Genomic DNA, 25,340 nt, shown 5'->3' with positions numbered 1-25,340 from the left:
ATCGGGGCCCGCAGGGGTCACGCCGCCACGAGCTATGTGGAGCACGAGCTGCGCCTGCGCGTGACGGACACCCTCACCCGACCCGAGGGCCTGGGCGGGCGCCGTCGCACCCCCGGTGACCTGATGACCGTGGCCGGTGCGGCCGTCACGGCGTTCGTCACGGACCGCCTGACCGCCCCGCTCGCCGCGCGCCAGCACCGGGCCCAGGAGACCGCGGGTGCCACGGCCGACGCCGCCGTGGACCACCTCACCGGTCTGCGGGTCATCACGGGGCTGGGAGCGGGCCCCGAGGCGGTCTCCCGCTACCGTGCCGCGGCGGTCGCTGCGCCGAGCTGTGGGCCGCCTCGCACACGGACGATACCGGGGCATGCTGACTCCTCCCCGGGGCCCGGCACGTTCAGGCCAGGACCTGGCCGTTCCGTGCTCTCGTGGTGGGGCGTGCCCCGGTCCTGGCATGGTGGGAACCGGCCACGTCACCACCCGGGAGCAGCCCGGGCCCCGCAGACCACCCCGGAGGTGCCCTATGAGACCCACGGCAGCCACGACCACTGGCACCGACAGTGCCTCCGGGGGTGGCGTGCCCGTCCCGTCCGGGCAGTCTGCGGTGGCCCGGGCGCTCGCGGCTCTGCTGCCCGACGGCGCGGTGGTGGTGGCGGCCACCGAGGACGTCGCGGGGGCACTGCGCCCCGGCGAGGGGGACTCGCTCGCCAAGGCCGTGCCGTCGCGGGTCGCGGAGTTCGCCACGGGGCGGTCGTGCGCGCACCAGGCACTGGATCTGCTGGGCGTGCCCACCGCGACGATCGGACGGGGCGGGCGCGGCGAGCCCCTGTGGCCGGCCGGTGTGGTGGGCAGCATCACCCACTGCGAGGGGCTGCGGGCGGCCGCGGTGGCCCGGGCGGGCGACGTCGCCGGCCTGGGGATCGACGCCGAACCCCACCTCCCGCTGCCCGAGGACGTCGTGGACCTCACGCTGACACGGCCCGAGCGGCATCGGCTGGTGGAGCTTCACCGCACGGCCCCGGACGTGGCGTGGACGCGCGTGGTCTTCAGCCTCAAGGAGGCCGTCTACAAGCTCTGGTACCCGTTGCGCCACGAGTGGCTCGGCTTCGAGGAGGTGGACACCGTGGTGCACCCGGACGGCACGTTCGCCGTGGCGCTGCCGCGCCCGCTGAGCGTCGGAGGTGAACAGATGATGACAGTGCGGGGGCGCTGGGCCCTCACGGGCGGATTCGTGCTGACGGCGGCGGCGCTGGGCCGTTCCAAGCAGTAACAGCGTCCTGGGGACAGTGCCCCGTCAGCGGAACTCGGGAAGGCGCATCATGCCCTCCTGCACCGTGGTGGCGATCATGGTGCCGTTGCGCGTGAACATCTTGCCGATGGACAGCCCTCGCGCCGACGACGCGCTGGGGGAGGTCTGCGTGTAGAGGATCCACTCGTCGGCCCGTGCGAAGCGGTGCCACCACATGGCGTGGTCCAGGGAGGCGACGTTCATGCCCCGGTCTCCCCAGGACCGGCCGTGGCGGCGCAGGATGGGTTCCATCATCGTGTAGTCGGACACGTAGGCCAGCGCCGCGCGGTGGATCGCGGGATCGTCCGGCAGGGGGGAGAGCGCCTTGATCCACACGGCGTTGTACGAGTCCTGGGCGCCCTGCCACGGGAGGAAGAGCGGCTGCGTGATGTAGCGCATGTCGAAGGGGCGCTCGAAGGCCTGGGCGCGGGCCTCGGGGATGTCCAGCGCCCCGAGGGTCTCACGCAGGGCCGGCAGCGACTCCGGGTCCGGGACGCCCTCGGGCATCTCGTCCTGGTGCTCCAGGCCCTCGGCGGGCTCCTGGAAGGACGCGATCACCGAGAGGATGGTCTTGCCCTCCTGGTAGGCGTGGATCCGGCGGGCGGAGAAGGAGCGGCCGTCCCGCACCCGCTCCACCCCGAAGGTGATGGGCACCTCGATGTCCCCGCCCCGCAGGAAGTACGCGTGCAGGGAGTGGATGGCCCGGCCCGGGTCCACGGTGCGCATGGCGGCCATCGCGGCCTGGGCGAGCACCTGCCCGCCGTACACCCGTGCCCGGGGGGTGGTGATCGTGTGGCCCACGAAGATGTCCTCCGTGGTCCGGGCGCCACCGCCGTCCGCGAGGTCGAGCATCCGGATCAGCGCGGCCACGGGTTCCTGGGTGGGATCGACAGTCATGGCCCCACTCTAAACCGGCTGACGAATGTGGTCTGATAGAACCATGACCTCGCTCAACATCCCCATCCAGATGCGCTTCTTCGACCAGGACCAGTACGGCCACATCAACAACGTGACCATGCTGCGCTACTTCGAGGACGCCCGCGTGCGACTGACAGCCTCGCCCATCGCCAAGGACCCGGACCACGGCATCCCCGAGGACACCACGTTCCGGGGGGCCGTGGGGGAGCTGCGCACCGTCGTCGCCCATCAGAGCGTGGACTACAAGGAGCAGCTGTTCTTCCGCATGGATCCTGTGTGCGTGCGCACGTGGATCTCCCGCATCGGCGGCTCGTCCTTCACCATCTCCTACAGCCTGCAGGAGGAGGACGGCTCGCACGTCTACGCGCAGGGCGAGTCCGTGATCGTGGTCATGGACCCGGAGACGGGCAAGAGCGTCAAGCTCTCCGAGGACCACAAGGCGCTGCTCGCCTCGCTCGAGGACGACGTGAAGTACGACCACGCACGATGAGCACCCCCCACGAGAACCCCGCCGAGGGCTTCGCGCTGCTGGACCAGCGCGACGCCGCGGACCTCGCCACGTACGTGAGCCGGGCCCGTTCCGTGGATCCCCAGGCCGCCGTGCGGCTGCAGGGCATGGACCGCGTGCTCGCCGTGTGGGTCTCCGTGATCCACCCCGCGGGCCTGCTCGACACCGCCCCGGTGGTCCTCGGGCTGCGCACCATGGCCCTCGCGGAGTCCTCGGGCCTGGACACCACGGTTGCTGCCTCGGCCATCACCGACCGCCTTGCGCGCGTGAGCACGCAGGCGGTTCCCGCGGGCGACGACGCCGTGTGGCTCAGTGCCCCACCGCAGCAGGTCAACGCGCCGTGGGCCGGGATCGTCGCACCGCGCACGGGTTGGAGCGCACTGGGGACGGTGGCCGCGCACCACGTGCGGGACGTTGCCCGCCGTGGCGTGCAGGCCGTCTCGGACGCCGTCCCCGCGGACTCGGGTGCCGCGATCGTGCAGAAGGTCCGCTCGCGGGTGTGGGGTGCCTCCTCCGGGTGGGGTCCACTCGACGGCCCGGAGATCCCGGACGGCGCCGCGTTCGCCCTGGACGTCCTCGGCTTCATCCCGTCCCCGGACTCAGACGTCCACGTGGCCGCGGAGCAGACCGGGCAGTGGCTGCGCCTGAGCACCGCCGCGGGCCACGTGCTGGTCAAGCTGCCGCGCTGATGCGGCTCGGCCCCACCACCGCGTCCGACGGCGCGGGGCTCACCCGTGCGCCGTCGGCAGAACCGGGAGCTCCCGCGGTGTTGCGGCCGTCGGAACCACCCGCACCGCCGGGAGCCGCGCCCGCATCTACGGGGCTCAGCCCGGCCGGTTCACCATCGCGTGGGCGGCCCGCTCGAAGTAGTCCCACATGATGCCGTCGTGCAGCGGGGAGAGCTGCACGGCGTCCATGGCCGCGCGCATGTGCGCCAGCCACGTCTCGCGCGCCCAGGTGTCCACGGGGAACGGCGCGTGGCGCATCCGCAGCCGGGGGTGCCCGCGCTGCTCGGAGTACGTGGTGGGCCCGCCCCAGTACTGCTCCAGGAACAACCGCAGCCGCTCCTCAGCCGGACCCAGGTCCTCCTCCGGGTACAGCGCCTTGAAGTCCGGGTCCTCGGCCACGCGCGCATAGAACTCGTGCGTGAGCTTCACGAACGTCTCGTGCCCGCCCACCTGCGCGTAGAACGAGTCCGACGACGCCGCCTCGGCGGCCTCCCGCGCGTCCCCCACCTGCTGCGGGGGCTGCGCCACGGACCCGCCCGCCGAGCGGGAGCCTACGGCCCCGAGGGTGAACGTGCGGCGCCCAGCGGGGGCAGCGGCCTCGGCGGACAGGTGTTCCGGATTGGCGGCGTCGCTCACCGGGCGGCTCCCTCACCATCGGAGGAGGACTCGCCCAGGGCCGCGGCGTCGATCCGCTGCGCGCGGACCGCGCGGCGTGCCGAGTCCTGGCGTTCGAGCACTATCCGCCGCAGCCCGCTCAGCTCGGGGTCGAGGGCGTCCAGGAAGCGCTGGGCCCCGTCCACGACCTCCTGGGAGTAGGCGCGGGGGAACAGCCCCACCGCGATCTGCTGGGCGATCTCGTGCGTGCGTTCGCGCCACACCCCGGTGACCTCCTGGAAGTACCGGTCCGCGTAGGGGGCCACCAGGGCGTCGTCGTGCCCGCGGAAGAAGCCCGCGATCGCCGCCTGCTGCTGGGAGTTGGGCAGGGCGCCCTGCTCCACCACGAGGCGCCAGGTGTTCGCCTTGGCCTCCGGCGTGGGGATCGCTGCGGACGCGGTCGCAGCCGCGATGGCACCCGTCTCGGTGTTGTCCTCGCGCAGGGCCGCCGCAATGTCGTCGGCGCCCTTGCGGCCGGCCGCCACGAGGGCGATCAGCACGGCCCAGCGGGTGTCAGTGTCCAGCTCCAGGCCCTCGGGAACGCCCTCGCCGCGGGAGAAGCCCGCCACACGCTCGATCTGGGCGTCCGTGCACGCCCGGCGCAGGAACGCGCGGAAGAACTGCCACTGGTGGTCGGAACCCGCCTCGGACTCCTCGACCAGGCGCCACAGGCTCTCCGCGGCGTCCTCCCGGACCTGCTGCGCGTGCTCGGGGGCGAGGTAGTGGTCCAGGGCGGTGTCCAGCTGGCGCAGCTGCACCTGCACGGTCGTGGAGTCCGTCTCGTGGCCCACGTTGGCGAGCACCAGGCGCACGTAGTCGCTCGCGGGGCTCACGCCGTCGTGCACGGAGTCCCAGGCCGCGGCCCACACGAGGGAGCGCGGCAGGGACTCGTCGAAGTCGCCCAGGTGGTTCATCGCGGTGGCCAGGGAGCACTCGTCCAGGCGGATCTTGGCGTAGGCGAGATCGTCGTCGTTGAGAAGCACGAGGTCCGGGCGCTCTCGGCCCACGAGGTCGGGGACCTGCGTGAGCTCGCCGTCCACGTCCAGTTCCACGCGCAGTGTGCGGCTCAGCCGGCCGGTGTCCTCGCGGTGGTCGTAGAAGCCCACAGCCACGCGGTGCGGGCGCAGCGTGGGGTGGCCCTCCTGGCCGATCTGCTCGATCGCGAAGGACGTGATGACCCCGTCCGCGTCCGCGGTCATTCGGGGGATCAGGGTGTTCACCCCGGCGGTCTCGAGCCAGCGCTCGGACCACCGCTTGAGGTCGCGACCGCTCGCCGCCTCCAGCTCCACCATGAGGTCGGAGAGCTCGGTGTTGGACCACGCGTGCTTGCCGAAGTAGCGGTTGAGCCCCGCCATGAACTCCTTCTGGCCCACCCACGCGACGAGCTGCTTGAGCACGGACGCGCCCTTGGCGTAGGTGATCCCGTCGAAGTTCACCAGGACGGCCTCGAGGTCCGGGATCTCTGCCTTGATGGGGTGCGTGGTGGGCAGCTGGTCCTGCGCGTAGCCCCAGGACTTCTCACCGGCGGCGAACGTGGTCCACGCGTTCGTGTACCTGGTGTTCTGCGCGCACGCGAGGGTGGACATGTACTCCGCGAAGGACTCGTTGAGCCACAGGTCGTTCCACCAGCGCATCGTCACGAGGTCCCCGAACCACATGTGGGCCAGCTCGTGCAGAACGGTGATCGCGCGGCGCTCCACGAGGGCCTGGGCCGGCTTGGAGCGGAAGATGTAGGACTCCACGAAGGTCACGGCGCCCGCGTTCTCCATGGCGCCGGCGTTGAACTGGGGCACGAAGAGCTGGTCGTACTTCTCGAACGGGTAGGGCACGCCGAACTGCGACTCGTAGAACTCGAAGCCCTGCTTGGTGATCTCGAACATCTCGTCCGCGTCCATGTGCTCGAACAGGGAGCGGCGGGCGAACAGGCCGAGGTCCACGGTGCGGCCGTCCGCAGAGACCAGGCTGTCGGTGGTCTTCAGGTACGGTCCGGCGATCAGCGCGGTCACGTAGCAGGACATCACCGGCGTGGGGGAGAAGTCCCAGCGGGCCACCCCGCCGGAGACGGCCACGGGCTCGGGGGTGGGCTGGTTGGAGACCACCTGCCAGGTCTCCGGTGCGGTCACGGAGAACTCGAACGCGGCCTTGAGGTCCGGCTGCTCGAACACGGGGAACATGCGCCGCGTGTCCGCGACCTCGAACTGCGAGTAGAGGTAGACCTCGCCGTCCGCGGGGTCCACGAAGCGGTGCAGGCCCTCGCCGGTGTTCATGTAGAACATGGTGGACTCGACCACCAGTTCGTTGTGCTCCGCGAGGCCGGGGAGCTGGATGCGCTCGCCGTCGCTGACCTCCGCGGGGCCCAGGGACTCGCCGTTGAGGGTCACCGACTCCACGGAGGCCGTGACCGCGTCGATGAACGTCTCGGACCCGGGCTCGGCCGTGAACACCACGGTGGTGCGCGCCGGGAAGGTCTCCGCCCCCCGGGTGAGGTCCAGGGCCACGCGGTAGGACTCCACCGAGATGGTCCGCGCGCGTTGGGCGGCCTCCGCTCGGGTCAGATTGGTTCCGGGCACGACGGCGTTCCTCTCCTCGACGACACTTCCATGCCCACGCGGGGCATTGGGCCATTATGACAGTCGTCGCAAGACCCGAGGCCCACGGCGGTCGTGCAGCCCGGTGGCCCGGTGGCGCCGCGGCCGAGGGGCGACGGCGCAGGGTCCGGCCGCGGCGATAGGCTGGGCACGTCCTGTTTCCCGGTCCGCGTCCCGTCCGGCGCGGCGGGGGACGTCTGCGGGAAACCACCTAGGAGTTGCAGAAGACCCATGCGCGTGCACATCGCCACCGACCACGCCGGCCTCGAGCTGTCCCACTACCTCATGGAGCAGCTCACGGAGCGGGGCTACGAGCTGATCGACCACGGCCCCGAGGAGTACGACGCCGCAGACGACTACCCGGCGTTCTGCATCAGCGCGGCACTCGGTGTGCGCGAGGACCGCGAGAACGGTCTCGACTCCCTGGGCATCGTGCTCGGCGGCTCCGGCAACGGCGAGCAGATGGCCGCCAACAAGGTGGCCGGGATCCGCGCCGCCCTGGCCTGGAACCTGGACACCGCACGTCTGGCCCGGGAGCACAACAACGCGCAGGTGGTCTCCCTGGGCGGTCGCCAGCATGAGAAGGAGGAGGCGCTGCAGCTCGTCGTCGCGTTTTTGGAGGAGCCGTTCTCGGACGAAGAGCGCCACGTGCGCAGGATCGAGCAGCTCGCCGAGTACGAGCGCACCGGGGACATCGCAGGCAGGCTGTCCGCGATCACGCCCCGCCCGTTCACCCGCGGCTGAGGGCTCCCGCGTGCCCGAGGGACACTCGATCCACCGGCTCGCCCGCCAGCTCGGGGACCTCTTCGAAGGCCAGCAGCTGGGCGTGAGCAGCCCGCAGGGGCGTTTCGCCGCCGGTGCCGCGCTGGTCGACGGCCGCGTGCTCACGAGCGCCCGCGCCCACGGCAAGCACTTGTACCTGGACTTCACCGCGCCGGAGGAGCCGTCGGACGTGCTCGTGCTGCGCTCGCACCTCGGGATCTACGGGGCGTGGAGCTTCGCGGGGGACGAGACGTTCGCGGCGGCGTCGTCGATCGGCGCGCCGCGCCGCGTGGGGGAGCGGGAGACCGGCAGCGCGGAGGCGGACGCCGTGACCTACGACGACGCCGGACGGGTCGTTCCCGAGGCCCCGGTGGGTGCCGTGCGTGCCCGGCTCGTGGGAGAGCACGGCTGGGCGGACCTGCGCGGTCCCGCGCTGTGCACAGTGGAGACGCCGGAGGAGGCCCGGGCCGCCGAGGCGAAGCTCGGACCCGATCCGCTGGACCCTCAGGCGGACCCCGAGCCGTTCCTCGCGGCTGCCGGTCGCAGCAGGCGGGCAGTTGGCGTGCTGCTCATGGAGCAGAACGTGGTCTCCGGGATCGGCAACATCTTCCGCGCCGAGTCTCTCTTCCGCCGCGGGGTGGATCCCCTGCGACCCGGCAGCTCCCTGACGCGCGATGAGCTGCTGGGGCTGTGGGAGGAGAACGTGGCGCTCATGGCCGTGGGCGCGCGGGTGGGGCGGATCATCACCACGGACCTCGCGGACCGCCCGGGTGTGCCCGAGTCCGAGGCGTGGCCCGAGCACGCAAACTACGTCTACCACCGCCACGGCCAGGACTGCCTGCACTGCGGGGCGACCGTGCTCAAGCGGGACCTCAACGGCCGGGGCCTGTACTGGTGCCCCGTGTGCCAGGCCTGAGGTCCGCAGAAGCCAGCAGGGCGGCGTCGTCGGCGTGCTCTCGTCCCGGTGGTGACGCGTTCTTGGCCGACACGCGAAAAACCCCGCAACCGGTGGCTGCGGGGTTTTATTCGCAATGACGAGGGGGCGACGGGAATCGAACCCGCGTAGCCAGTTTGGAAGACTGGGGCTCTACCATTGAGCTACGCCCCCGGGAACGTTGAAGACAGTACACGAGCACCGTGGGCCGTGCCACCCGCGGCGCCCGGTCCGGGGCCGGATTTACGGGCTCGGGCGTTCGGCACGATAGACTGTCGTGTTGTCGGCCGCCCACGGGCGCGCCGACGCCCGGTCCGCGCGCGTCCAGCAGTGGTGCGCGCGGGAGGAATTCGCGTGCCCCGCACGCGGCCACGGGGTGTAGCGCAGTGGCTAGCGCGCCTGCTTTGGGAGCAGGAGATCGCAGGTTCGAGTCCTGTCACCCCGACGTCTGGGCGCAACGGCCCGTGCCGTGCAGCCCGTGGACCCACCGGACCGACCCCGGTCCGTTGCAGGCAGTCACCCTACGACCCCAGGAGTACAGCGGAAGTGAAGAGCGCCGTCGAAAAACTCAATCCCACCGAGGCGAAGATCACCATGGAGATCGCCTACGAGGATCTGAAGCCTTTCCTCCAGGAGACCTACAAGGAGCTGGGCAACCAGATCCAGATCCCCGGTTTCCGCAAGGGCAAGGTGCCCTCCAAGCTCATCGACCAGCGCGTGGGCTTCGACTTCGTCGTGGAGAACGCCCTGAACGAGGGCCTCAACTCCTTCTACCAGCAGGCGCTGGCCGAGAACGAGCTCACCCCGCTGTCGCAGCCGCAGGTCGAGGTCCTCTCCAAGCCGGAGCAGGACGATCGCGAGGCCGACACCAAGGTCGAGATCTCCGTGGCCATCCGCCCCGACATCGAGCTGCCCGACTACAAGGGCCTCGAGATCGAGGTCGAGGCGCGTGAGGCCACCGCCGAGGACGAGCAGAAGGCTCTCGACGAGCTGCGCGCCCGTTTCGGCACCCTGAAGTCCGTGGACCGCCCCGCCGCCGAGGGTGACCACGTGACCCTCGACCTGCAGGCGCTCGTGGATGGCGACGAGGTCGACGCCGCGAACGACCTCTCCTACGAGGTGGGCTCCGGCACCATGCTCGAGGGCATGGACGAGGCCGTCACGGGTCTCTCGGCCGGCGAGGACGCCACCTTCGAGACCACCCTGGCCGGTGGCGAGCACTCCGGCGAGCAGGCGACCGTGAAGGTCAAGGTCACCGCCGTCAAGGAGCGCGAGTTGCCCGAGGCCGACGACGAGTTCGCCCAGCTGGCCTCCGAGTTCGACACCATCGAGGAGCTCAAGGAGGACCTGAAGAAGCAGGCCGCCGAGTCCGCCGTGGTCGAGCAGGGCATCGAGGCCCGCGACAAGGTCCTCGACAAGCTCGTGGAGCTCATCGAGGTCCCCGTGCCCGAGAAGGTCGTCGAGGACCAGGTCGCCCAGCACTTCGACTCCGAGCAGGCCCAGGCCTCCGCGGAGCCCGGTCACGACACCGAGGAGCACCGCGCGGAGGTCCGCAAGAACGCCGAGACCGCGTTCCGCAACGAGATCATCCTGGACGCCGTGGCCGAGGCCGAAGAGGTCGGCGTGGAGCAGTCCGAGCTGATCGACTACATCATCAACATGTCCCAGCAGTACGGCATGGACCCGAACCAGTTCGCGCAGATGCTCGACGGTTCCGGCCAGGCCGGGATGATGGTGGGCGAGGTTCGCCGCCGCAAGGCCCTGGGAAAGGTTCTGGAGACCGCCACTGTGAAGGACTCCAACGGCGAGACCGTGGACCTGTCCTCCTTCGTGGGCACCGCCGACGACGCTGAGAACACCGAGGCCACCGAGGCCGAGTGATCCCACCCGCCGTGGTGCCAGGGAGACCTGGTGCGGCGGCCCACGAGACGCCACGGCACCCCGCACGCACGCGGGGTGGCCGTGGCGTTTCGCTGTCCGCGTGCCACCATGCGCCACCAGCGAACAGCCCGGACCACCGGGCCACAGGCCGCGGGGCGGCTACTACGCTTCTGAGACAGCAAGTGATCGTGGGTCCGGGCGTGCCGTTCGGGCAGCTCGGACCCGTCCAGAAGAAAGAGGGCATTCATGACCTCCACTCCCATTCAGCCGTACGGTGCCGCACCGGCCACTCCGCGCATGGAGGACATGGCACCGGGCGGTCAGGACGACTACGTCTACAACCGGCTCCTCAAGGAGCGCATCATCTGGCTGGGCTCCGAGGTGCGCGACACCAACGCGAACCTGATCTGCTCCCAGATGCTCCTGCTCTCGGCGGAGGACCCGGAGGCGGACATCTACCTCTACATCAACTCCCCGGGCGGCTCGGTGACCGCGGGCATGGCCATCTACGACACCATGCAGCTGATCCCGAACGACGTCGTCACCGTGGCCACCGGCCTCGCCGCATCCATGGGTCAGTTCCTGCTCTCCTCCGGGACGAAGGGCAAGCGCTACGCCACGCCCAACGCCCGGATCCTCATGCACCAGCCCTCGGGCGGCATGGGCGGCACCGCGTCGGACATTCGCGTGCAGGCGGAGCTGATCCTGTCCATGAAGCAGCGCCTCGCGGAGCTCACCGCCGAGCAGACCGGCCAGAGCCTCGAGACCATCCTGCGCGACAACGACCGCGACAACTGGTTCGACGCCCCGCGCGCCCTGGAGTACGGCTTCTTCGACCAGATCGCGCAGTCCGCCGGCAACGTGACCGGCGGCGGCGGGACCATGAAGGACTCGCAGTAGCCCGCTCCCGCGCTGCCACGAACCATCCACAGACTTTTCAGGACGGACCAATGAACCTGCCACACGCCACCGCACCGCAGCTGCCCAGCAGCCGCTACGTGATCCCCGACTTCGAGGAACGCACCCCGTACGGCTACCGCCGTCAGAACCCGTACACCAAGCTGTTCGAAGACCGCATCATCTTCCTGGGCGTTCAGGTGGACGACACCTCCGCGGACGACATCATGGCGCAGCTGCTCGTGCTCGAGTCCCAGGACCCGGACCGGGACATCACCATGTACATCAACTCTCCGGGCGGCTCGTTCACGGCCATGACGGCCATCTACGACACCATGCAGTACATCCGCCCGGAGATCCAGACCGTGTGCCTGGGCCAGGCGGCGTCCGCGGCCTCCGTGCTGCTTGCCGGCGGCACCCCGGGCAAGCGCCTCGCGCTGCCCAACGCCCGCGTGCTGATCCACCAGCCTGCCATGGAGGGCCAGGGCGGCGGCCAGGCCTCGGACATCGAGATCCAGGCCAACGAGATCATGCGCATGCGCACGTGGCTCGAGGAGACCATGGCGCTGCACACGAACAAGGACGTGCAGGAGATCAACCGCGACATCGAGCGCGACAAGATCCTCACGGCCAGGGAGGCCCAGGAGTACGGGATCATCGACCAGGTGCTCGACTCCCGCAAGATCAACAAGCCCTCCACGGTCACCCAGGCCTGAGAGGCCCAGGGCCAGGACGCACCGCACGGTCACGGCGCACCCGTCACGGGGCGTCGTGACCGTCATGCGTCCGTGGGGGATTGGGCGCGGCCGGAACGGCTCGCCTAGAGTGGTTCCAGCATCCGTCGAGACGAAGTGTGAGGCTGATACATGGCGCGCATCGGAGAGAGCGTCGACCTGCTCAAGTGCTCCTTCTGCGGCAAGAGCCAGAAGCAGGTGCGCAAACTCATCGCCGGCCCGCGCGTGTACATCTGTGACGAGTGCATCGAGCTGTGCAACGAGATCATCGAGGAAGAACTCACCGAGGTCACGGAGACGGACCAGGCGGAGCTTCCCCGCCCGCAGCAGATCTACGACCACCTGCAGGAGTACGTGATCGGGCAGGAGCCCGCCAAGCGCGCCCTGGCAGTGGCCGTCTACAACCACTACAAGCGCATCCGGGCCGGTGTCTCCGGGCACACGCTGTCGATCGCCGGTTCCGAGGGGGACGAGGAGGCGATCGAGGTCGCCAAGTCCAACATCCTCCTGGTGGGCCCCACGGGCTCCGGCAAGACATACCTAGCGCAGTCGCTCGCCAAGAAGCTGGACGTGCCGTTCGCCGTGGCGGACGCCACGAGCCTCACGGAAGCAGGTTACGTCGGTGAAGACGTTGAGAACATTCTTCTCAAACTCATCCAGGCCGCTGATTTCGATATCAAGAAGGCGGAGCAGGGGATTATTTACATTGACGAGATCGACAAGATTTCGCGTAAATCGGAGAACCCCTCGATCACGCGCGACGTATCGGGCGAAGGGGTCCAGCAGGCGCTCCTGAAGATCCTCGAGGGCACCGTCGCCTCGGTTCCTCCGCAGGGTGGGCGCAAGCACCCGCAGCAGGAGTTCCTGCACCTGGACACCACCAACGTGCTGTTCATCGTCGCCGGGGCGTTCGCGGGGCTGGAGGAGATCGTCCAGCAGCGCACGGGAAAGAAGGGCATCGGCTTCGGGGCGCCCATCAAGGACACCTCCGAGGTGGACCTCACGGGCCAGGTGCAGCCGGAGGACCTGCTGAAGTTCGGACTGATCCCGGAGTTCATCGGGCGGCTGCCCGTGGTGACCACCCTCTCCAAGCTCTCGGTGCCGGACATGGTGCGGATCCTCACGGAGCCGCGCAACGCCCTGGTCAAGCAGTACCGCAAGCTCTTCCAGCTCGACGGGGTGGAGCTCACCTTCGACCCCCAGGCGCTGGAGGCCATTGCAGAGTTGGCGATCGAGCGCGGCACGGGAGCGCGCGGCCTGCGCGCGATCCTCGAGGACATCCTCATGCCCGTCATGTTCGACCTCCCGGGCCGCGACGACATCGCCGCTGTGCTCGTGACCGAGGACGCCGTGGCGAAGATCGCGGACCCCGAGATCTTCACGCACGAGATGATCGAGGCCGAGCGGCGACGTCACAAGTCCGCGTGAGACCGCGCAGAACGCACGAAAGGATTCAGTATGTCTGAGAAGCAGCACGTCGATTTCTGGTTCGACCCCCTGTGCCCGTGGGCGTGGATGACCTCCCGCTGGATGGAGGAGGTCGTGCGCATCCGGGACGTGGACGTGGACTGGAAGATCATCTCCCTGGGCATCCTCAACGAGGACAACCCCGAGAACCACCACCACGGCCACGACGAGTCCATGTGGCTCGTGCGCGTGATCCAGGCCGCGGCCGAGCAGCACGGCGGCGAGTACTACAAGAAGCTCTACGACGCCATGGGCTCCCGTCGTCACCCCGGTGGCATGCAGGACCTCGAGGCGATCATCACCGAGTCCCTCGCAGAGGTCGGTCTGCCGGCAGACCTCGCCGCGGCCAAGAACTCCACCGAGTACGACGACGCCATCCGGGCGTCCACGGACGAGGCCCGTGCCGTGGCGGGTCAGGACATCGGCACCCCGTGCATCGCCGTGAACGGCGTGGGCTTCTTCGGTCCCGTGTTCACCCCGGCGCCCAAGGGCGAGGAGGCCGGCAAGGTCTGGGACGGCGCCCTGGCGCTGGCGTCCTACCCCGGCTTCTACGAGCTCAAGCGCGGGCGCGAGAAGGGCCCGGACTTCAGCTGAGTCCGCTCCCGCACAGCGAGTGACAGACCCCGCCCCGGTGGCCTGAGAAGGTCACCGGGGCGGGGGTGCGTCGTCCTCGGGTCGGCCCCGCGAGCCGCTCCAGGTGAACCCATCCCGCCGTTCGGGCGCCCGGGGGGGGAGACGCGTGCTGTTACCGCCTCCGGTCGAAACCAGGCGGGATCAGTGCCGGTCCATGCCGTCCGCGAGGGCCCCGACGGCGTCGGCAAAGGCCCGGGGCTGGGCGTTCATGACGTCGTGCGCGGCACCGTCGACAATCCGCTCCTCCGGGTGTCCGAGCCGGTCCCGGGTGTCCTGGAGCGAGCCCCCGGATCGGGTGTCCTCCGCACCCCAGATGATGGCGCGGGGAACGGTGACCGCGCGCGTCTGGTCCTCCTGCAGGTGCAGGATGCCGCTGCGCCCGGCGCTGCCCAGCAGGGAGTGCTCCACGTCCCCCTGCATGAGCGGGCGCATCCACTGCTGGGCGAGGCGGGCGCCGTCGTCACCGTGGAACGCCGTGCACGCGGAGCCGCACGAGCCGGCCAAGGCCGCGCGGTTGAGCCACGTGAAGCGGGTAAAGATCCGGTACGCGCTCGTGGTGTACGGCAGGCGGGCGATGCGGGCCCGCCAGGTGCCGTCACCGAAGTTCAGGTCCTGGGCGTCGCCGTCCGCGAAGATCACACCGCCCACGTCCTCCGGATGCCACAGCGCGGTTCCCCCGGCCACGGCCGCGCCGAGGGAGTGGCCAACGACGACGGGCCGGGGAATTCCCAGCGCCCGGATCGAGCCCGCGACGAGGTCCGCCTGCAACCGCACGTCCTCGGTGTCCGCGCCGCGGGTGTAGCCGAATCCGGGGAGGTCGAACGCGTAGACGTCCCGGCCCTGCGCGGCGATCAGGGGTGCGGTGGCACGGAAGGCGACCGTGGACTCCGCGAAGCCGGGGAGCAGGACCACGGGCGCGGGGTCGGCGGAGGTGTGCTTCCCGGTCGCGGCCCAGTGCTCGTAGTGGACGGCCACGCCGCTTACGTCCGCGTACGCGCCCGCCTCGGGTTCGAGGGTGTCGGGCGGGGTGGTTACGGCGTTGCCCACCACGCTGACAACCGTGAGCAGCACGAGACCGACGACGCCGGCCAGCACCGCGCGGCGCAGGATGCGGCCGGTCCGTCGCAGGATCCGGCAGTCGCCGGACGGGGGAGGCGCGGAGGGCGGAGTCACCCGTTCATCATCACCCACGGGGGCTGGAACACGTACTGCGGCGGCGCTGCTTGGCCCTGCTGAGCACCGGCAGTTCTTCCACGTCCCGTGGTGCGGGAATCACTTCACCTCGACAGTGCTCTCCAGCGTCGAGTTGCCCAGGTAGTGGCCGACGGTCGCCAAATGGGTTTCCGTGGCGGCGGACTCGTCGGGTGACTGGATCACGGCGCAGACCCCGCCGTGGGACATCTCTGCCAGAGAGGCGGCTTCGTACTCCTTGTAGTCGGCGTTGCCGCTGAGGGCTCCCACGCCACTCTCCGACACCGCGTACTGGAACGGTCGCCAGTGGTGCCCGTTCGCGGTGGCTCCCGTCTCCTTCAGCTGCTCCTCGGTGGCGGCGTCGGAGCACAGCGCGCCCCAGGCACCCTTCAGCTGCGTAGGCATTGCGGCGTTGAGGTCCTTCTGCGCGTTGGGGCTGAAGATCCGGAAGTTGATGTCATTGCCCTTCAACGTGGTCCCGTTGAGGTCGGCCAGTTTGTCGTTGCTGCCCACGGCCTCGCTGGGCTCGGGGGCTCCCGTGGCCTTGTCGGTCTCGGCAGAGGTCTCGGACGGCGCGAGCGACGTCGTTCCGTTGACGGTGGCGTGCGTGACGTCGTGCGGGTAGTCGTTCTCCGAGGCGAGCACCACCGTCTTCTTCTGTCCCGCGACCACCTCGTACTCGTCGCTGGAGAACGCGTTGTGCACTTCGATGACCCGGTTCTCGGCGTCACCGCTCTCGCTCTCGGCGGCCTCGTAGTCGTTGAGGTAGTCGCCGACCATCGTGTATTCGACGAGCTCGCCCTCGGGAGTGGTGAAGGAGGCGCTGCTGGCACTGACCGGTTGTGTGCCGTGGATGTTGTCCACTGTCACGGCGAGGAAGTGCAGGGGCGTCTCCGACTTCTTCATGAGCGTGCGTGCTTCCTCGACCCCGGCCGGGGCTGCCACGTCTGCTGTGGCCCTAAACGCCACGCCGTCGTCTCCGGAGCCCTCCCAGTTCGTCACGCCCTCGAACGTGCCGTGGTCGGAGGCCTCCTGCGAGGAGCCGGTCCCGTTCTGACCGGCAGAGCAACCGGTGAGCGCGAGGAGGGCCAGGGCGGCGAGGGAGAGGGACTTCTTCATGGGATCGAGCTTTCTGGTGTGGGAGGGTGGCCCGCTCCGCGCGGGGACGAGCCGGTGGTTCATGCTGAGAGCGCCCCGGTGACCTGTCGAGGTCACCGGGGCGCTCTCCGACGCGTCGTCCGTCGAGACGGACTCCGCTCGTCGGCGGATCAGGCCTGCTCGGTCTGCTCCAGCACGACGTCGCTCACGGCCAGCTCGCCGTCCGCCTCCGTGAGGGTGACGTCCGCGGCGTTGCCGGCCGCCTTGAGGTCGTCCAGGCCGCCGCGCAGGCGGGCCAGGACGTCCGCCGGGGCGGAGATGGTGGCTGACTCCACGGCGGTGCGCTGCTTGACCTTGGCCTCGGACTTGGACTTGCGCAGCCCGGACAGGGCCTCGCCCACCACCGTGAGGACCTCGGGATCGCCGTCGCGCGCGAGCCCCGCGTAGCCGTCCGTGACGGGCCAGGAGGCGCGGTGCACGGAACCTGCACGCCACCAGGACCAGACCTCCTCGGTGGCGAACGGGATGAACGGAGCGAACAGCCGCAGCAGGGTGTCCAGGGTGGTGGCCAGCGCGGCGTGCACCGAGGCCTGGGCCTCGGCACCGCGGGAGCCGTACGCCCGGTCCTTCACGAGCTCCACGTAGTCGTCCGTGAACGTCCAGAAGAAGGACTCGATCAGCTGCAGCGCGCGGGCGTACTCGTACTCGCGGAACGCGGTGGTCGAACGCTCCACGACGTCGGCCAGCTGCGCGAGCAGGGCACGGTCCAGGTCGTTGCCGACCACCGAGGCGTCCGTCCCCGAGCCCAGCACGGAGGCCTCGGTGACACCCTGCGCGAGCACGAACTTGGAGGCGTTGAGCAGCTTGATGGCCAGGCGGCGCCCGATCTTCATCTGCCCCTCGTCGTACGCGGTGTCCGCGCCCAGGCGGGCCGAGGCGGCCCAGTAGCGAACGGCGTCCGCTCCGTACTTCTCGAGGACGTCGTTGGGGACCACCACGTTGCCCTTGGACTTGGACATCTTCTTGCGGTCCGGGTCCAGGATCCACCCGGACAGCGCCGTGTTGGTCCACGGCACGGTCCCGGCCAGCGTCTCCGCGCGCACCACGGTGGAGAACAGCCAGGTGCGGATGATGTCGTGGCCCTGGGGTCGCAGGTCCATGGGGAACGTCTTGGCGTGCAGCTCCTCGTCCACGCCCCATCCTGTGGCGATCTGCGGGGTCAGGGAGGAGGTGGCCCAGGTGTCCAGCACGTCAGGGTCCGCCATGAACCCGCCCGGCTGGTCGCGCTGCTCCTCGGTGTAGCCGGGAGCGGTGTCCGTCGCGGGATCCACCGGCAGCTGCTCGTGGGACGGCAGCACGGGGTGCTCGTAGTCCGGCTCACCGGAGGCGTCCAGCGGGTACCAGACGGGGAAGGGCACGCCGAAGAAGCGCTGGCGGGAGATCAGCCAGTCCCCGTTCAGACCCTCGATCCAGTTCTCATAGCGAGAGCGCATGAACGAGGGGTGCCAGGCCATCTCGCGGCCGCGCTGGATCAGGTCCTCGCGCCGCTCGGGGTCCCGCCCGCCGTTGCGGATGTACCACTGGCGGGAGGTGACCACCTCGAGGGGCTTGTCGCCCTTCTCGTAGAAGTTCACCGGGTGCATGATCTTCTTCGGCTCGCCCTCGAGATCTCCCGAGGCGGCGAGCATCTCCACCACGGCCTTCTGCGCGGAGAACACGGTCTTGCCGGCCACCTCGGCGTAGTGCTCGGCCGGGGCGCCGTCCGCGATCCACTCGGGCTGCTCGGCGGTGAAGCGGCCGTCACGGCCGATCAGGGCGCGCGTGGGCAGGTTCAGCTCACGCCACCAGGTGACGTCCGTGAGGTCGCCGAAGGTGCAGATCATGGCGATGCCCGAACCCTTGTCCGGCTTCGCGAGCGGGTGGGCGCGGACCTCGACCTCCACGTCGAACAGCGGCGAGCGCACCGTGGTGCCGAAGAGGTGCTGGTAGCGCTCGTCGTCCGGGTGGGCCACCAGGGCCACGCACGCGGGCAGCAGCTCGGGGCGCGTGGTCTCGATGAAGACCTTCCCGCCGTCGTGCTGGTGGAACGAGATCCGGTGGTAGGCGCCCTCGCGCTCGCGGTCCTCGAGCTCGGCCTGGGCCACCGCGGTGCGGAAGGTGACGTCCCACATGGTGGGGGCCTCGGCCATGTAGGCGTTGCCGGCCTCGAGATCCTTGAGGAACGCGAGCTGGGAGACCCTGCGGGAGTGGGCGTCGATCGTGCGGTAGGTGCGGTTCCAGTCCACGGACAGCCCGAGGGTGGAGAAGAGGTGTTCGAAGACCTTCTCGTCCTCAACGGCGAGCTCTTCGCACAGCTCGATGAAGTTCTGCCGGGACACGACGTCCCAGTCGCGCTGGTTCTTGGCGGGCTTCTCCGGGGGCCGGTAGCCCTCGACGTAGGGTCGGCCGGGTTCGCAGCGCACCCCGTAGTAGTTCTGCACGCGGCGCTCGGTGGGCAGGCCGTTGTCGTCCCAGCCCAGGGGGTAGAACACGTTCTTGCCGCTCATGCGCTGGTAGCGGGCAATGACGTCCGTCTGCGTGTAGGAGAACATGTGCCCCACGTGCAGGGAGCCCGAGGCCGTGGGCGGGGGGGTGTCGATCGAGTACACGGACGCACGGTCGGTGTGCTCGCGGAACGCGTACGTCCCGTTCTCGCGCCACTGCGTGGCGTACTTGTCCTCCAGGCCCTCCAGGGCTGGCTTCTCCGGGACCGCCACTGCGGCGGGGGTTGTGCTCTCGGTGTGCGTGGGCGTGTCTGTACCCGTCGTCTCTTGTGCCATGCCTCCCAGTCTCTCACGGGAGCCCGGGGCCCGGGCCCGTCCAGAGGGGGCGACGACGCCGCCCGCGCCGGTGCGCGGCGCACGGTTGCGGTCCTACGGGGCCGGGTGCGGGCGGCGTCGTCGGTAGAATCGGGGGCATGACGAACAGCACGGAATCGACGTATCCCGCCCCCGCCCGGCTCGGCGACGGCAAGGTGGCCGTGGTCTCCGGGGCCTCCACGGGAATCGGAGAGGCCACCGTGGAGCGGCTGCGCGCGAGCGGGTGGACCGTCTACGCGGTGGCCCGCCGCGAGGACCGGCTCGCGGAGCTGGCCGAGCGCACGGGAGCGGTGCCCGTGCCCACGGACATCACCGACCAGGCGCAGGTGGACGCCCTGCGGGACCGCGTGCTGGGCGAGGCCGGCACGGTGGACGCCCAGCTCAACATCTCGGGCGGGGCGCGCGGCACGGACTCCGTGGCGGACGCGGACGTGGACCGCTGGCAGTGGATGTACGAGGTCAACGTGCTCGGCACGCTTCGGGTGACCCGCGCGTTCCTGCCCGCGCTGCGGGCCAACGGGGAGGGCACGGTGCTGAACCTGACCTCGCTCGCCGCCATGCGCGCCTACGAGGGCGGCTCCGGGTACAACGCCGCGAAGTACGCGGAGCGCGCCATGACCGAGGCGCTGCGGCTGGAGGAGGCGGAGCACAACGTGCGCGTGGTCGAGATCGCGCCCGGGATGGTGCACACCCCGGAGTTCTCGCTGCGCCGCCTGGACGGGGACGCCGAGGGTGCGGACAAGGTCTACGAGGGTGTCGAGAAGCCGCTCACGGGCCGGGACGTGGCTGAGGTCTGCGCGTTCGCGGTGGAGCTGCCGCACCACGTGGACATCGACACCCTCACCCTCAAGCCCGTGGCCCAGGCGGCACCGCACAAGGTGATCCGCACCACCAGTTGAGCGTGGCCCCGCGTGGCGGCGGGGAACCTCTGGAGCACGGGGCGGTCTCCGCTTGCCAGCGCCGGGACGAGGAATTAGGTTAGGCGAGCCTTATCAAATTCTTTGCTCCAGGAGAGCCCATGCCCCGCGACCTGCCCCAGCCCCGTCACCAGCTCAGCCGCCGCGCCGTCCTCGGCTCCGGCCTGGCCCTGGCCTCCATCGTGGGCCTCGCCGCGTGCTCCACCGGATCCCGCGGAGGCGATGGCGCCGCGACCCCGGGGGCGACCGCCTCGTCCACGCCCACCGACGCGTTCCCCGTGACGGTCGAGCACAAGCTCGGCAGCACCACCGTGGAGAAGGCCCCCGAGCGCGTCGTGTGCGTGGGCGCGAGCAACACCCAGGACTTCGTGGCGGCCCTCGGCGTGGTCCCCGTGGGGATGACCAAGGTCTCGTGGGGCGGCAACGACAAGGGCTCCACGGACTGGTTCGACGCCAAGGTGACCGAGCTGGGCGGGCAGAGCCCCACGACCATCGACGAGTCGGACGGCGTGAACTTCACCGAGATCGCGCAGCTGAGCCCGGACCTGATCATCGCCGTGAACTCCGGGGTGACCCAGGACGAGTACACGCGCCTCACCGAGATCGCCCCCGTGGTGGCCTACCCCACGGGCCCGTGGGTGAACTCGTGGCAGGACATGCAGAAGCTCACCGCCAAGGCCCTGGGCCGCTCCCAGGCCGGTGACGACCTCGTCTCGCAGACCGAGGAGCTCATCAGCAAGCGCTCGGAGGACCTCGGGGACGCCAAGGGCAAGACCTTCATCTACGGGGACGTCACCCAGAGCCTGGGCTTCTACGGCCCCACGGACGGGCGGCCCCGCTTCCTCACCTCGCTGGGCCTGAGCCTGGCCCCGGTGGTCACCGAGAACATCCCCGGGGACGAGTTCTGGCGCGAGTGGCCCAAGGAGCGCGCTGACGAGCTGCAGAGCGACCTCTTCGTGGCGGCCGCGGAGGACGACGCCCAGGCGGAGAAGTTCCGCACGGACTCCGTGCTCAAGACGATCCCCGCGATCAAGGACGGCCACGGGCTGTTCCTCACGTCCAAGCCGGACGTGCTCTCCGGGTACTCGTCCTCGCCGCTGTCCATGCCGCACGCCCTGGACGCGCACGTCCCGGCACTCAAGAACGCCCTGGGGGCCTGACCTCCGTGAGCCTGAGCACCACCGCTGCCGGCCCCGAGACCCGGGGCTCCACCCGCGCACCCAGGACGGCGCGCGGGCCCGTCCTGTGGCTGGTCCTGCTCGTGGTGCTGGCCGCGGCGGTGGTGCTCTCCATCTCGTGGGGCGCGCGTCCCATCTCCCTGGACGCCACATGGCGCACGGTGCCGCAGGTGCTCTTCGGGGACCCGGAGAACGTCCCGGCAGTCGCCGCCATCGACGGTGCGGTGGTCCAGACCCGCGTGTGGCGCACGGCGGCCGGGGTCCTCACGGGCGCCGCGCTGTCCGTGGCCGGCGCGCTGCTGCAGGGCGCCACACGCAACCCCCTGGGCGACCCGGGAATCCTGGGCCTCACCGCAGGCGCGGCGTTCGCTGTGGTCACGGGCGGTGCCTTCCTGGGACTCACCGCCACGGTGGACCAGCTCTGGCTCGCGGCCCTCGGATCCGCGGTCGCGATGGCCGCCGTCTACGCCCTGTCCTCCGCCGCACGGGGCGGGGCCCGCCCCGTGACCCTGGCACTCACGGGCGCCGCCGTCTCCGCCGGACTGACCGCGCTCACCAGCTCCGTGCTGCTGAGCCACCAGGCCACCTTCGACACGTTCCGCCGCTGGCAGGTGGGGGAGCTCACCCGCCCGGACGGCTCGTTCCTGCTGCTCGCCACCCCGGTGGTCCTGGTGGGCCTGCTGCTGGGGTGGGCCGTCGCGCGCTCGCTGGACACCCTGACCCTGGGCGACGCCCTCGGGCGCGGCCTGGGCACGCACCCGGCTCTCACCCGTACGCTGGCCGGACTGGCCGTGGTGCTGCTGGCCGGCACGTCCACCGCACTGGTGGGACCGCTCGTGTTCTGCGGGCTGCTGGTGCCCCACGCGGTGCGCGTCCTCACCGGGGTGTCCTACCGCCGCGTGGTTCCGGCGTGCCTGCTCGCCGGGCCCAGCATCGTGCTGCTCGCCGACGTCGTGGCGCGCGTGCTCGTCCCGGACCGCGAGATCCAGGTGGGCATCGCCCTCGTCGTGCTCGGCGCCCCGGCCCTCGTGGCCGTGCTGCGCGGGAAGGCGGTGACCTGGTGAGCACCCTGACCGCACACCCACCGCAGCGCTCCGAGACCGTCACCGCCGTGCGCGCCTCCCGTTCCCGCACCCGACGCCGCACCCGCCGGGTGACCACCGGACTGCTCGCCGCCCTCCTGGTCGCCAGCTTTGCGCGGATCGCCCTGGGCAAATACGTGGTGGCGGTGCCGGACCTGCTCGCCGTGCTGGCCCACGACTACACCGGGCCCGCGGACTACATCGTCTGGCAGATCACCCTTCCCCGCACCGCGCTGGGCATCCTCACGGGAATCGCCTTCGGCCTCGCGGGCCACCTCTTCCAGCGGGTGCTGCGCAACCCCCTGGCCTCCCCGGACATCATGGGCGTCTCCTCCGGAGCCGGCCTCGGCGCCGTCCTCGCCATCACCGTGGGCGGGCTCTCCGGCGCCGCGGTCACGCTCAGCGCGCTCGCCGGCGGTTTCGGCCTCATGGCCGCCGTCGTCCTGGCCGCCGGGGGGACGCGCGCGAACATCGGCAGGCTCGTGCTCACGGGCGTGACGGGGGGCGCGCTCACGAGTGCGGCGATCAACGCCGTGCTCACCCGCGCGGACATCTACGCAGCGCAGGACGCCATGCAGTGGCTCACCGGCTCGCTTGCCGCCGCATCATGGCAGGACATCGCCCGGATGGTGCTCACCCTGCTCGTGCTGCTGCCCCTGTGCGCACTGCTGGTCCCCGCCGTGGACGCCCTCGGAACGGGCGACGCGCTCGCGGCCGGGCTGGGCGTTCGGGTGCCGCGGGTGCGTCTCGCCGCGCTGGGCCTGGCCGTGGCCCTGGTGGCCGTTGCCGCAGCCACGGTCGGCCCGGTGGCGTTCGTGTCCTTCATGGCCGCGCCCGTCGCGCGCGGGCTCGGCGGTGGTGAGGGCAGGGCCCACCACGCCGCACTGGTGGGTGCACTGCTCATGGTGGTCTCGGACTACGTGGCGGCCGAGGCCATCCCCACCCTGGCACTGCCCGTGGGTGTCGTCACGGCCGCCGCGGGCGCGCCCGTGCTGCTGTGGCTGCTGATCGGTCGAGGAAAGGGGGAGGCATGAGTGCTCTCCAGGAACAGGTGGACGCGACCGGGGACCGGCAGCGCGTGGCGTCGTCGCTCGAGGTGCGTGGGCTGAGCGTCGGCTACGGCGGCGCGCCGATCCTGCGGGACGTGAGCGTCTCGTTCCCCGCGGGGCGCGTGAGCGCGCTGGTCGGCGCCAACGGCTGCGGCAAGTCCACGCTGCTGCGCACGTGCGCCCGGCAGCTCACCGCGGACTCCGGACAGGTGCTCGTGGGCGGGGAGGACGTGAGCGCGTGGCACCGCCGACGCTTCGCGCGCACCGTAGGGTTTCTGCCGCAGGACCCGCTGGCGCCCGAGGGCGTGACCGTCCAGGAGCTGGTCTCCCGCGGACGCCACCCCCACCGCGGAGCCTTCGGGCGCTGGCGCGCCGAGGACGACGCCGCGGTGGCCGAGGCCATCGACCTCACCGGGCTGGCCGGGCTGGTGGACCGGCAGGTCACCGCACTGTCCGGCGGGCAGCGCCAGCGCGTGTGGATCGCGCTGGCCCTCGCGCAGCAGACGGACGTGCTGCTGCTCGACGAGCCCACCACCTACCTGGACATCGCCCGCCAGGTGGAGATTCTGGACATTCTGGGCCAGCTGCAGCGGACCCGCGGCATCACACTGGTCATGGTGCTGCACGAGCTCTCGCTGGCCGCCCGGTACGCGGACGTCCTCGTGGCCGTGAAGGACGGCGGCGTGGCCGCCCGCGGACCCGCCCACGAGGTCATGACGGACGAGACCGTGAGCTCCGTGTTCGACATGCGGGCGCGCGTGCTGCACGACGAGGTCACCGGGGCCCGTGTGGTGATCCCGCTGTCCACCGGGCGCGCGGACGCCCCAGCGGAAGGTGCGCGGTCGTGACGCAGCTGACATGCGTGAGCGCACGGGTCACGGGTACCGAGCGGTTGAGCGAGCACCTTGTGCGGGTGCGCGTGGCGGGTGAGCAGCTGTGGACGATGCCGTGGGGTGAGCAGGGCCCAGGTCCACGCGCCGACGCCTACCTCAAAGTGCTGGTCCCGCCGCGGCGCGGGCAGCTTCTGGACGTGGACGTCTCGGACGTGGCCCGTTGGCGCCGTGAGTTCATGGCCGCGCCGCCCGAGCAGAGCGGCTGGATCCGCACCTACACGGTGCGAGACGCCACCACCGTGGACATCGCCGGGCGGGAGGTCCCCGAGCTCGCGATCGACGTGGTGCTCCACGGGGACCCCGAGCACGGCATGGGCCCCGGGGCCGCGTGGGGCGAGTCCGCGCGGGAGGGCGAGGACGTCCAGCTGCTGGTTCCCGCGGGCGACGCCGCCTGGTGGGCCGCGTGGGACGAGCACCGGGCCGCCGGGCAGGACGTCGTGCTCGCCGGAGACGAGACGGCGCTGCCGGCCGTGGCGGCGATCGTGGACGGCCTCGACCGGGGGGTGCGGGTGCAGGCGGACGGCACGAGCTGCGCGCCGCCTCGACGGCTGGAGGTGGCCGTGGAAGTTCCCACGGGTGGTGACGCCGCGCGGGCTGCCGGACCGCGCGCACTGGAGCGGGCGGAGTCGTCCCCGGGGGACCGTGCGCTGCGTGTGCGGCTCGCGGGCGGCACCGAGCTGTCCTGGACGTGGCTGCCCCGGGAGCACCGGGCACGCAACCTGGCACTGGAGCTGTGGCTGTGGGCCCGGCTCTGCGAACGCTCGAGGCGGGGCTGGAGGCGCGCGGAGCCCGGGACCGCGAGCGCACCCGGGACCACGACCGAGGAACCGGAGTTCGTGTGGAACACGGCGAGCACGCAGGGCCGGGGCACGTACTGGTTCCTCGCTGCGGAATCCTCGGGCGTGAAGTCGCTGCGCCGGATGTGCGTGAGCGCGGGGGTGTCCCGCAGCGACGTCTCGTTCATGGGGTACTGGCGCCTCGGCGCCGCCACAGAGTGACGGGACACGCGTGACGCGTATGTGACGGGTCGGGCGGGCGCGGACGGTGCTGTGCGTAGCATGGCGGAGATCCCACCGTGCCCC

Annotated in this window: 22 protein-coding genes and 2 tRNA genes; 17 read left to right on the top strand and 7 right to left on the bottom strand. The window is 70.8% G+C overall.

Annotated features, from left to right (window positions below; translation table 11 throughout):
- Positions 1–523: 523 nt before the first annotated feature.
- Positions 524–1,270, top strand: a complete 747-nt coding sequence (locus tag ABD264_RS02435) for a 4'-phosphopantetheinyl transferase family protein (protein ID WP_344203931.1) — start codon at positions 524–526, stop codon at positions 1,268–1,270.
- A gap of 24 nt (positions 1,271–1,294) precedes the next feature.
- Here the strand turns inward: ABD264_RS02435 and ABD264_RS02430 are convergent, their stop codons facing one another.
- Positions 1,295–2,185 (bottom strand): acyl-CoA thioesterase, encoded by an 891-nt coding sequence (locus ABD264_RS02430; RefSeq protein ID WP_310745676.1) that lies wholly within the window; start codon positions 2,183–2,185, stop codon positions 1,295–1,297.
- Between the two features lie 43 nt (positions 2,186–2,228).
- Here ABD264_RS02430 and ABD264_RS02425 point away from each other — a divergent pair, with 43 nt between their 5' ends.
- Positions 2,229–2,696, top strand: coding sequence for an acyl-CoA thioesterase (locus ABD264_RS02425; protein ID WP_344203927.1), 468 nt, complete (start codon positions 2,229–2,231; stop codon positions 2,694–2,696).
- Positions 2,693–3,403 (top strand): DUF8185 domain-containing protein, encoded by a 711-nt coding sequence (locus ABD264_RS02420; protein WP_144942572.1) that lies wholly within the window; start codon positions 2,693–2,695, stop codon positions 3,401–3,403. Before ABD264_RS02425 ends, ABD264_RS02420 begins: the two co-directional genes overlap by 4 nt.
- A 135-nt stretch (positions 3,404–3,538) precedes the next feature.
- Here ABD264_RS02420 and ABD264_RS02415 read toward each other — a convergent pair whose 3' ends face one another.
- Both ABD264_RS02415 and pepN read right to left on the bottom strand, forming a co-directional pair.
- Positions 3,539–3,949 (bottom strand): globin, encoded by a 411-nt coding sequence (locus ABD264_RS02415; RefSeq protein WP_144942695.1) that lies wholly within the window; start codon positions 3,947–3,949, stop codon positions 3,539–3,541.
- 125 nt (positions 3,950–4,074) lie between these two features.
- The gene (gene pepN / locus ABD264_RS02410) at positions 4,075–6,666 is read right to left on the bottom strand and encodes an aminopeptidase N (protein WP_344203925.1); all 2,592 of its coding nucleotides are present in this window, start codon (positions 6,664–6,666) and stop codon (positions 4,075–4,077) included.
- Positions 6,667–6,915: 249 nt separating this feature from the next.
- Between pepN and ABD264_RS02405 the strand changes: the two genes are divergently transcribed.
- Both ABD264_RS02405 and ABD264_RS02400 read left to right on the top strand, forming a co-directional pair.
- Entirely contained in the window at positions 6,916–7,428 is a 513-nt protein-coding gene (locus ABD264_RS02405; protein WP_144942574.1) for a ribose-5-phosphate isomerase, read from the top strand.
- Between the two features lie 10 nt (positions 7,429–7,438).
- Positions 7,439–8,362 (top strand): Fpg/Nei family DNA glycosylase, encoded by a 924-nt coding sequence (locus ABD264_RS02400; RefSeq protein WP_144942575.1) that lies wholly within the window; start codon positions 7,439–7,441, stop codon positions 8,360–8,362.
- A 121-nt stretch (positions 8,363–8,483) separates the two neighbouring features.
- Here the strand turns inward: ABD264_RS02400 and ABD264_RS02395 are convergent.
- A tRNA-Gly gene (locus tag ABD264_RS02395) sits at positions 8,484–8,554 on the bottom strand.
- A 198-nt stretch (positions 8,555–8,752) separates the two neighbouring features.
- Between ABD264_RS02395 and ABD264_RS02390 the strand changes: the two genes are divergently transcribed.
- The 6 genes from ABD264_RS02390 to ABD264_RS02365 all read left to right on the top strand — a co-directional run bounded on the left by ABD264_RS02390 (position 8,753) and on the right by ABD264_RS02365 (position 13,953).
- Positions 8,753–8,825, top strand: a tRNA-Pro gene (locus tag ABD264_RS02390).
- A 101-nt stretch (positions 8,826–8,926) separates the two neighbouring features.
- Positions 8,927–10,261, top strand: coding sequence for a trigger factor (gene tig, locus ABD264_RS02385; RefSeq protein ID WP_186366656.1), 1,335 nt, complete (start codon positions 8,927–8,929; stop codon positions 10,259–10,261).
- Between the two features lie 297 nt (positions 10,262–10,558).
- Positions 10,559–11,161, top strand: a complete 603-nt coding sequence (locus ABD264_RS02380) for an ATP-dependent Clp protease proteolytic subunit (protein ID WP_186366686.1) — start codon at positions 10,559–10,561, stop codon at positions 11,159–11,161.
- A 50-nt stretch (positions 11,162–11,211) separates the two neighbouring features.
- The gene (locus ABD264_RS02375; protein ID WP_144942577.1) at positions 11,212–11,874 is read left to right on the top strand and encodes an ATP-dependent Clp protease proteolytic subunit; all 663 of its coding nucleotides are present in this window, start codon (positions 11,212–11,214) and stop codon (positions 11,872–11,874) included.
- Positions 11,875–12,024: 150 nt separating this feature from the next.
- Positions 12,025–13,320 (top strand): ATP-dependent Clp protease ATP-binding subunit ClpX, encoded by a 1,296-nt coding sequence (gene clpX / locus ABD264_RS02370; protein WP_144942578.1) that lies wholly within the window; start codon positions 12,025–12,027, stop codon positions 13,318–13,320.
- A gap of 30 nt (positions 13,321–13,350) precedes the next feature.
- Positions 13,351–13,953 (top strand): mycothiol-dependent nitroreductase Rv2466c family protein, encoded by a 603-nt coding sequence (locus tag ABD264_RS02365; RefSeq protein ID WP_144942579.1) that lies wholly within the window; start codon positions 13,351–13,353, stop codon positions 13,951–13,953.
- A gap of 180 nt (positions 13,954–14,133) precedes the next feature.
- Here ABD264_RS02365 and ABD264_RS02360 read toward each other — a convergent pair whose 3' ends face one another.
- The 3 genes from ABD264_RS02360 to valS all read right to left on the bottom strand — a co-directional run bounded on the left by ABD264_RS02360 (position 14,134) and on the right by valS (position 19,100).
- Positions 14,134–15,165, bottom strand: coding sequence for an alpha/beta fold hydrolase (locus tag ABD264_RS02360; protein WP_344203920.1), 1,032 nt, complete (start codon positions 15,163–15,165; stop codon positions 14,134–14,136).
- Positions 15,166–15,264: 99 nt separating this feature from the next.
- The gene (locus tag ABD264_RS02355; protein ID WP_344203918.1) at positions 15,265–16,302 is read right to left on the bottom strand and encodes a hypothetical protein; all 1,038 of its coding nucleotides are present in this window, start codon (positions 16,300–16,302) and stop codon (positions 15,265–15,267) included.
- A 149-nt stretch (positions 16,303–16,451) separates the two neighbouring features.
- Positions 16,452–19,100 (bottom strand): valine--tRNA ligase, encoded by a 2,649-nt coding sequence (valS, locus tag ABD264_RS02350; protein WP_144942582.1) that lies wholly within the window; start codon positions 19,098–19,100, stop codon positions 16,452–16,454.
- 137 nt (positions 19,101–19,237) lie between these two features.
- Here valS and ABD264_RS02345 point away from each other — a divergent pair, with 137 nt between their 5' ends.
- From ABD264_RS02345 to ABD264_RS02320, 6 genes are all read left to right on the top strand, one after another.
- Entirely contained in the window at positions 19,238–20,038 is an 801-nt protein-coding gene (locus tag ABD264_RS02345) for an SDR family oxidoreductase (RefSeq protein WP_344203916.1), read from the top strand.
- A 119-nt stretch (positions 20,039–20,157) separates the two neighbouring features.
- Positions 20,158–21,216, top strand: a complete 1,059-nt coding sequence (locus ABD264_RS02340; RefSeq protein WP_344203914.1) for an ABC transporter substrate-binding protein — start codon at positions 20,158–20,160, stop codon at positions 21,214–21,216.
- Between the two features lie 5 nt (positions 21,217–21,221).
- The gene (locus ABD264_RS02335; protein ID WP_303105846.1) at positions 21,222–22,298 is read left to right on the top strand and encodes a FecCD family ABC transporter permease; all 1,077 of its coding nucleotides are present in this window, start codon (positions 21,222–21,224) and stop codon (positions 22,296–22,298) included.
- Positions 22,295–23,350, top strand: a complete 1,056-nt coding sequence (locus tag ABD264_RS02330) for a FecCD family ABC transporter permease (protein WP_244944670.1) — start codon at positions 22,295–22,297, stop codon at positions 23,348–23,350. Before ABD264_RS02335 ends, ABD264_RS02330 begins: the two co-directional genes overlap by 4 nt.
- Positions 23,347–24,213, top strand: a complete 867-nt coding sequence (locus ABD264_RS02325; RefSeq protein ID WP_145009271.1) for an ABC transporter ATP-binding protein — start codon at positions 23,347–23,349, stop codon at positions 24,211–24,213. The genes ABD264_RS02330 and ABD264_RS02325 overlap by 4 nt, the downstream gene beginning before the upstream one ends.
- Complete coding sequence (locus ABD264_RS02320; RefSeq protein WP_144942587.1) at positions 24,210–25,256, top strand: siderophore-interacting protein; 1,047 nt, start codon at positions 24,210–24,212, stop codon at positions 25,254–25,256. The genes ABD264_RS02325 and ABD264_RS02320 overlap by 4 nt, the downstream gene beginning before the upstream one ends.
- Positions 25,257–25,340 lie beyond the last annotated feature (84 nt).

Source organism: Kocuria salsicia, assembly GCF_039532055.1.
In the GTDB taxonomy this organism is placed as follows: domain Bacteria; phylum Actinomycetota; class Actinomycetes; order Actinomycetales; family Micrococcaceae; genus Kocuria; species Kocuria salsicia.
Note: the sequence above shows the minus strand (reverse complement) of the source record. Positions and strands in the feature narration are given on the sequence as shown.

Coding starts and splice junctions, on each gene's coding strand:
- ABD264_RS02435 (WP_344203931.1), top strand. CDS start 524: ATGAGACCCACGGCAGCCACGACCACTGGCACCGACAGTGCCTCCGGG.
- ABD264_RS02430 (WP_310745676.1), bottom strand. CDS start 2,185: ATGACTGTCGATCCCACCCAGGAACCCGTGGCCGCGCTGATCCGGATG.
- ABD264_RS02425 (WP_344203927.1), top strand. CDS start 2,229: ATGACCTCGCTCAACATCCCCATCCAGATGCGCTTCTTCGACCAGGAC.
- ABD264_RS02420 (WP_144942572.1), top strand. CDS start 2,693: ATGAGCACCCCCCACGAGAACCCCGCCGAGGGCTTCGCGCTGCTGGAC.
- ABD264_RS02405 (WP_144942574.1), top strand. CDS start 6,916: ATGCGCGTGCACATCGCCACCGACCACGCCGGCCTCGAGCTGTCCCAC.
- ABD264_RS02380 (WP_186366686.1), top strand. CDS start 10,559: ATGGAGGACATGGCACCGGGCGGTCAGGACGACTACGTCTACAACCGG.
- ABD264_RS02375 (WP_144942577.1), top strand. CDS start 11,212: ATGAACCTGCCACACGCCACCGCACCGCAGCTGCCCAGCAGCCGCTAC.
- clpX (WP_144942578.1), top strand. CDS start 12,025: ATGGCGCGCATCGGAGAGAGCGTCGACCTGCTCAAGTGCTCCTTCTGC.
- ABD264_RS02365 (WP_144942579.1), top strand. CDS start 13,351: ATGTCTGAGAAGCAGCACGTCGATTTCTGGTTCGACCCCCTGTGCCCG.
- ABD264_RS02355 (WP_344203918.1), bottom strand. CDS start 16,302: ATGAAGAAGTCCCTCTCCCTCGCCGCCCTGGCCCTCCTCGCGCTCACC.
- valS (WP_144942582.1), bottom strand. CDS start 19,100: ATGGCACAAGAGACGACGGGTACAGACACGCCCACGCACACCGAGAGC.
- ABD264_RS02345 (WP_344203916.1), top strand. CDS start 19,238: ATGACGAACAGCACGGAATCGACGTATCCCGCCCCCGCCCGGCTCGGC.
- ABD264_RS02340 (WP_344203914.1), top strand. CDS start 20,158: ATGCCCCGCGACCTGCCCCAGCCCCGTCACCAGCTCAGCCGCCGCGCC.
- ABD264_RS02325 (WP_145009271.1), top strand. CDS start 23,347: ATGAGTGCTCTCCAGGAACAGGTGGACGCGACCGGGGACCGGCAGCGC.